Genomic DNA, 6000 nt, shown 5'->3' with positions numbered 1-6000 from the left:
CAGGTGAGGGCGGATTTGTTGACCACCCGGCCCCCGTCACGGACTTTGATGCGTAGTGCATCGAGGAAGATCACCGGGTAGAAGTCATCCAACTGGCGGTTTTGCCAGATCATCACCTCATCCAAAACAGCATCGGTGATCGCGGAGATCGTCTCATGGGAAATATCGACACCCATGGAGGTGATCATGTGATGAAAGGATATCGCGTACGGTCATGCCACCTGCATAGAGGCTGATGATCATGTCGTCGACGTCGGTGAGCCGGCGGGAGCCTTTGGGTACCATCGTGGGCAAGAAAGAGCCGTTGCGGTCTCTGGGGACAGCAACCTCGACGGGCCCGTAATTCGAATCGACCCGCTTGGGGTAGTACCCGTTGCGGTGATTTCCCTGGCCAGCGGCTGTTTTCCCATCCCGGTCACCGTGCTCATAGCCGAGGTGGACATCCATTTCCGCGTTCAAACCACGATTGATCGATGCCTGCAACAGGCCTCTCACGAGGTCGTTGGCATCGGTGGTGGAGGTGCCGAGCTCATCGATCAGCTTCGCCATTTCAGGGTTGGCGAGCAGTTTCTCTTCGATTGCTTTGATCCGTGCGGAATCTTCTGGGTTTCGTCGTGCCACGGTAGTCATTCTGGTTCATCTCCTTAATGTGTGGGGATTCCCTCACACACAAACCATCTGACATCCTCTGAGTCCAAGGGGTCCCCGGTGCGTGGCTACCGCTAAAAAGGGCGAGAGTGCCCATGATTGAATTTGTGGAAAACAACATAGACACTCTCGCAACAGCACTCTACGCTACCTGCGATGACTACCTCAACGCCCATCCCCAGCTCCTCCCGCCACGCTCGAAAATCGGGATCCAACCACAGATCACCGACGCCGAGATCATCACTCTGGCAGTGATGGAATCCCTCCAGGGATACACCTCCCAGCGCCGCTTCATCCGCCACGCCAGAACACGTTTAACCAGCATCTTTCCCTACATTCCACAGCAATCCGGCTACAACAAACGACTCCGGAAACTCACCACCGTGATGCAGCACATCATGACACACCTGGCCACCTCGACCTGCCTGCTCGATGATGATGTCTGGGTCGTGGACTCCACTCCGGTGGAATGTGGCCGGTCCCGGGAAACCGTGAAACGATCCGACCTGGCCGGCTACGCCGAGTATGGTTGCTGTGCCTCGCACTCGAGGTTTTTTGGGGCTGCCGACTCCACCTGATCAGTACCGTGCATGGGTTACCGGTCGGCTACGCGTTGACCGGGGCGAAGGCGGATGAACGCGCCACCCTGTTGGCGATACTGGAGACAGTTCCGGTGGAGGTGCCGCATGGGCAGGTGATTATGGCGGACAAAGGCTACAACGGTGCCTGGCTGGAAGACGAGCTGACAACTGGTGGTGTCGAGTTGATCCGACCGGCCCGGAAAGGGGAAAAACCCAGGCCAGGCAGGCAGTTTCTGAAACCGTTGCGGCAAACCATTGAGTCGGTGTTCAACACGATGAAAAGCCAGCTGGATCTTGAACAACACGGCAGCCGCACTCCCGGTGGGTTGGTCTGCCAGGTCGTTAAACGCCTGCTGGCGTTAACCGCAGCGATCTGGCATAACCACACCACCGGCCAACCCGTCCTGCGGTCGTTGATCGCGTATGACCACTAAAACCCAGGAATCAATCATCTAGTATCAGACTATTTTTATCAGTAATGGAAAACAGCTGGTCTTTCCCATTATTAGCCGAGAATATAATTCCGTGGGAGGTCGAAGAGTAAACCATCAGGGATGAATAAATCGGGGCTGAGGGGTGCGATTTTCCGTGAGCACACCCCAGGGGCAGGGGGCCTTAGGCGGAGACCTCCTGCTGGCCTCGGGAACGGTTGATCGCCTTGCCCACCATGGTCACGATGACGACGACGAGCCCGCCCCACACCGCACCGAAGATGAGTGACCCCACGGTGTTGCCGAGCCAGCCGGTGAAACCACCACCCAGACCAGCGCCGAACTCCTCGAGGCCGTGGACCAGCGCATAGGGCAGGTGCCAGCCGAGCTCGTCCAGACCCACCACCATGATGTGTCCACCCACCCACAGCATGGCGAAGACACCGATGACGCTGATGATCTGCAGGATGATGGGCATCGCCTTGACCAGACCACGACCGAAGCGCACCGCACCCGCGGAGGCACCCTCACGGGTGGCCACGGCCAGCCCCATGTCATCCATTTTGACCAGCAGGGCCACCACACCATAGACCAGAACCGTGATGCCGACACCCACGACAAACAGGGTGACGGCCTGCATCCAGATGGTTTCATCGGTGATCTCATTGAGGGAGATGACCATGATCTCCGCAGACAGGATCAGGTCGGTGGTGATCGCACCCTTGACCAGTGCGTCCTCGGATTTCGGGCCGGCCTGGGACTTCGGCACCAGGGGTTTCTCCTCATGGTGCATTCTGGTGTGGATCGAGTGCCAGATCTTCTCCGCGCCCTCGAAACACAGGTAGGTGCCACCGAGCATGAGGATGGGTGTGAGTGCCCACGGTGCGAAGGAGGACAGCAACAGGGCGATCGGGAGGATGATGATGATCTTGTTTACCAGGGAACCCTTGGCGATCCGCCAGATCATGGGCAGCTCCCGGGCGGGTTTGACCCCGTCCACATACTGCGGGGTGACGGCTGCGTCATCCACCACCACGCCGGCGGCCTTCATGCTGGTCTTACCGGCCAGGCCGGCCACATCGTCGACGCTCGCGGCGGCGGCCCTGGCGATAGCGGCCACATCGTCGAGCAGTGCTGCAAGTCCACCTGCCATAACCTTTACCGTCCTCAACTGATTGGGGGAGTTGGAATTTCACAAGTGTATTCCTGTCACCGACGGTAGACCATGTGAGGCAGAATGTACCTCATGGACATCACGATTATCGGTGCTGGGGCAGTGGGCGGATACTTCGGGGCACGCCTGTATGAGTCGGGCGCACGGGTCACCCTGGTCGCCCGGGGTGAGACACTCCGGGCGGTGCGGGAACGGGGTGTGCGTGTCACCGACGCGCGCGGGGCCCGTGAGGTGGCGGTACCGGTGGTCGGCTCCCTCCACGAGGTGGAGCGCGCGGATGTGGTGCTGGTGGCCACCAAGGCGCTGGGCGGTGGCACCCCGCCGCAGGAGCTTTTCGACGGCCTGCCCCGCACCGCCATCGTCGCCACCACCCAGAACGCCGTGGAGGCGCCCCACCAGGCTGCCGGAATCGTGGGGTCGGCCAGGGTCTGGCCCGGTGTGGTGCGTGGGTTTTTCATCCACACCGGTCCCGCCTCGGTGGAATACCGTGGTGGCCCCCTGTCCTACACCTTCGGCACCTGGGACCGGTCGGCCCCCGATCCGGTGCGCCAGCTGGCGGCGGAGTTCTGCGCCGCGCTGAACACCGCGGGGATCGAGGGGCGGGCGCACCCCGACATCTGGGTCGATGTGTGGGAGAAGGCAATGTTTGTGACCACCTTCGGGGGTTTAGGTGCTTTCGTCGACAAGCCCCTGGGGGTGTTGCGCACGGATTACCGTTCCACCCTGGAGGCCCTCATGCGGGAGGTGGCGGATGTGGCACGCGCCGATGGTGTCGCCCTGCCCCGGGATGCGGTGGAACGCACCATGATGTTCGCGGACCGGATGCCGGAGGCGTCGACAAGCTCGATGCAGCGCGACATCGCCGCCGGTGGCGACAGTGAACTGGATGCACAGGTCGGCGCCATCGTCCGCGCGGGCAAACGGCACGGGGTGGATGTGCGGCTGCATGACCTCATCTTCACCGCCCTCCGAAATAGGGGGCCGAATAGGTAAATCAGACATGCGCGATACACTTTGCTCATGATCGTTACCTCCACAGCACGTGTGTCCACGGACCGTCCCGGCCGTTACGGCAAACAGCTGACGAGTCACCTCAGTGAGAAGCTCACCACCACCTGGGATGCGGACTCCGGTCGTGGTTCCATCATTCTCAAGGGGCAGGGGACGGATGCCACGGATGAGCGTTTCGCCTTCGACGGGTGCGCCAGCTGCGATCTGGTGGCCGGTGACGGGGTTCTCCTCCTGCACATCGAGGCCCCCGGGGAACTGGCGGACCGGTTCGAAACCGTCATCGGTTCCCACCTGGTGCGTTTCGGTGCCAAGGACAACCTGCGGGTGGTCTTCCGGCGTGGCGACGGCTCGGATGGCAAGGTGTTTGAATCCCTTGACTAGCGCGCCGGGTCGTACCCTGCGCATCGTCGCCGCCGTGTTCCGCAACAGGGCTGGCGATGTACTCGGTGTCCGCAAGGTTGGCACCTCATCGTTCATGATGCCGGGCGGCAAGATCGAATCGGGTGAGACCCCCAGGGAGGCTGTGGTCCGCGAGATCGCCGAGGAGCTGCACCTGGGTCTCGATGCCGATCGCCTGCACCACCTCGGCCTGTTCCGAGCCCCGGCTGCCAATGAACCCGGTTTCACCGTGCGGTGTGACGTCTACGTCTGGCCGGATCCGCTGACCGATCTGCCCACGGTCCACGACGAGATCGTCGAGGCCATCTGGGTACCCGTCACCTCCCGGGCCCCGGAGATCGCACCGTTGAGCCGGGATGTGGTCTTCCCCCACCTGCGGGCATCAGACGGGCACCCGGAACAGCACTCAGAACAGCACGAGAATCAGTAGCGGCACGGCCGTGACCACCATGAGGGTGCCGATGAGGTAGTTGAAGAAACGCACTGTGGTCTGGGTCTGTGACACCGCCGGCATCACCCGCGTGGGATCCTCCGGGCGGACATAGAGGGGAAGTGTGTCACCAACCCGGATGACCGGTCTGGGACTGGAGGACGGGAACACGCCGTGGACCTCGCGGCCGTCGAGATCGATGCGGTACAGGGTCAGATAGCGACCCTCCTCATTTTCCCGGTGCCCGGTGATCACCGCGTCATGCAGTTCGGCATACCGGTGGAACGACCGTTCCCTCAAGGTGGAGCGGACTGCCACCACCAGGCACACCACACCCACCACAAGGACGATGACCAGCAGAAACGGGATCATGGTGTTCTCACCTCATGGGCAACAGCTGGCATGGTGGCGTTCCGATGTCAGTGGCTTCCAATCGCCAGCGGGGAACTTGCAGTCTCGTGGAGGATGGGGAGGGAGATGGTCTGGGCGACCGGAATCAGTGGCGGGTACTGACGTGCATCCACCAGTGCCGCACTCTGACCCGACACCCGGGGTACGGGGGCGGCGGTGTGGTACGCGATCCAGTCCAGGTGCTCCGCGACGGGGATGTACCAGCCCAGCGTTCCATCCTGCGATGGAGTGTGGGTGGAAGTGGACATGCTGAGGATGCCCGCAACCTCTCCATTGACCCACAGGGCGCCACCGGAATCACCGGGCAGGAGACGACCGTTGCGGATGGGGGCCTCGAGCAGGGCCATGCTGGGGAAGGGGCCGGGGAGGTTGATGACCCGACGGTCAATCGTGGTGTCCGCCTGTTGTGCCACGGGGTAGGGGTTGATGTTCCACCCACCCCAGCCGGTCACCGTGGCGGGATTGCCCGGGTGCTGGTGCGCCCCGGACAGGCCTGCTGTGGGGGCGGGGACAGGGGAGGAGAGTCGAATGACCGCGAGATCCACGGAGGTGTGGCGACGCACCTCGACGATGCCCCGTTTGTGACCTGTCATCAGTGAGGGGCCGACGATGGCGGTACCGGGCTCCGCTGTCTCCGGAATGCAGTGGCGTGCGGTGAGCACCCATTCCGGTGTGATCAGCACACCGGAGCATCCCGCGGTGCCGATCTGCAGATGAACCAGGGAGGCACCGCGGATATCAGCCTGGACGGGATAACCACCGGTGATCGCCTCCGCGGGGGAGGCGGTGAGAGACACACCCGCGAACATGACAGCAGCCACCATGGCCGCTGACATCGCGGCCTTTCTCATTCTTCTGATGACTGTCATGCTCCTGAGCCTAACGCGGATCGAGTGGGGAAAGTTGAGTGGGGAA

At 62.2% G+C, this 6000-nt stretch carries 6 protein-coding genes and 2 pseudogenes; 4 read left to right on the top strand and 4 right to left on the bottom strand.

Features of this window, described 5'->3' with window-relative positions; genetic code table 11:
* Nucleotides 1-630, bottom strand: a pseudogene (locus H9627_RS10085) (transposase); the annotation flags it as partial.
* A 125-nt stretch (nucleotides 631-755) separates the two neighbouring features.
* On the opposite strand from H9627_RS10085, the pseudogene H9627_RS10080 reads away from it, so the two are divergent.
* Nucleotides 756-1663: pseudogene (locus H9627_RS10080) on the top strand (IS982 family transposase).
* A 181-nt stretch (nucleotides 1664-1844) separates the two neighbouring features.
* Here H9627_RS10080 and H9627_RS10075 read toward each other — a convergent pair.
* The gene (locus tag H9627_RS10075; RefSeq protein WP_191733898.1) at nucleotides 1845-2813 is read right to left on the bottom strand and encodes a DUF808 domain-containing protein; all 969 of its coding nucleotides are present in this window, start codon (nucleotides 2811-2813) and stop codon (nucleotides 1845-1847) included.
* 93 nt (nucleotides 2814-2906) lie between these two features.
* On the opposite strand from H9627_RS10075, the gene H9627_RS10070 reads away from it, so the two are divergent.
* Genes H9627_RS10070 through H9627_RS10060 form a run of 3 tightly spaced genes read left to right on the top strand, consistent with a single transcriptional unit; the run spans nucleotide 2907 to nucleotide 4674 of the window.
* Complete coding sequence (locus H9627_RS10070) at nucleotides 2907-3827, top strand: 2-dehydropantoate 2-reductase (protein WP_191733897.1); 921 nt, start codon at nucleotides 2907-2909, stop codon at nucleotides 3825-3827.
* A 27-nt stretch (nucleotides 3828-3854) separates the two neighbouring features.
* Entirely contained in the window at nucleotides 3855-4226 is a 372-nt protein-coding gene (locus tag H9627_RS10065; protein WP_191733896.1) for a DUF2218 domain-containing protein, read from the top strand.
* Nucleotides 4219-4674, top strand: coding sequence for an NUDIX hydrolase (locus H9627_RS10060; RefSeq protein ID WP_225213725.1), 456 nt, complete (start codon nucleotides 4219-4221; stop codon nucleotides 4672-4674). The genes H9627_RS10065 and H9627_RS10060 overlap by 8 nt, the downstream gene beginning before the upstream one ends.
* Here the strand turns inward: H9627_RS10060 and H9627_RS10055 are convergent.
* On the bottom strand, nucleotides 4651-5046 hold the full coding sequence (locus H9627_RS10055; RefSeq protein WP_191733894.1) for a DUF3592 domain-containing protein: 396 nt from the start codon (nucleotides 5044-5046) through the stop codon (nucleotides 4651-4653). The genes H9627_RS10060 and H9627_RS10055 overlap by 24 nt on opposite strands.
* Before the next feature lie 47 nt (nucleotides 5047-5093).
* Nucleotides 5094-5954, bottom strand: a complete 861-nt coding sequence (locus H9627_RS10050) for a S1 family peptidase (RefSeq protein WP_191733893.1) — start codon at nucleotides 5952-5954, stop codon at nucleotides 5094-5096.
* Between the last annotated feature and the right edge of the window lie 46 nt (nucleotides 5955-6000).

Origin of the sequence: Corynebacterium gallinarum (genome assembly GCF_014837045.1) — a bacterium.
Taxonomy (GTDB): Bacteria; Actinomycetota; Actinomycetes; order Mycobacteriales; family Mycobacteriaceae; genus Corynebacterium; species Corynebacterium gallinarum.
The sequence above is the reverse complement of the archived record's forward strand: the minus strand, read 5'-3'. Positions and strand labels throughout refer to the sequence as shown.

What these genes read in the sequence shown, in the direction of transcription:
- H9627_RS10075 (WP_191733898.1), bottom strand. Translation starts at nt 2,813, where the DNA reads ATGGCAGGTGGACTTGCAGCACTGCTCGACGATGTGGCCGCTATCGCC.
- H9627_RS10070 (WP_191733897.1), top strand. Translation starts at nt 2,907, where the DNA reads ATGGACATCACGATTATCGGTGCTGGGGCAGTGGGCGGATACTTCGGG.
- H9627_RS10065 (WP_191733896.1), top strand. Translation starts at nt 3,855, where the DNA reads ATGATCGTTACCTCCACAGCACGTGTGTCCACGGACCGTCCCGGCCGT.
- H9627_RS10055 (WP_191733894.1), bottom strand. Translation starts at nt 5,046, where the DNA reads ATGATCCCGTTTCTGCTGGTCATCGTCCTTGTGGTGGGTGTGGTGTGC.
- H9627_RS10050 (WP_191733893.1), bottom strand. Translation starts at nt 5,954, where the DNA reads ATGACAGTCATCAGAAGAATGAGAAAGGCCGCGATGTCAGCGGCCATG.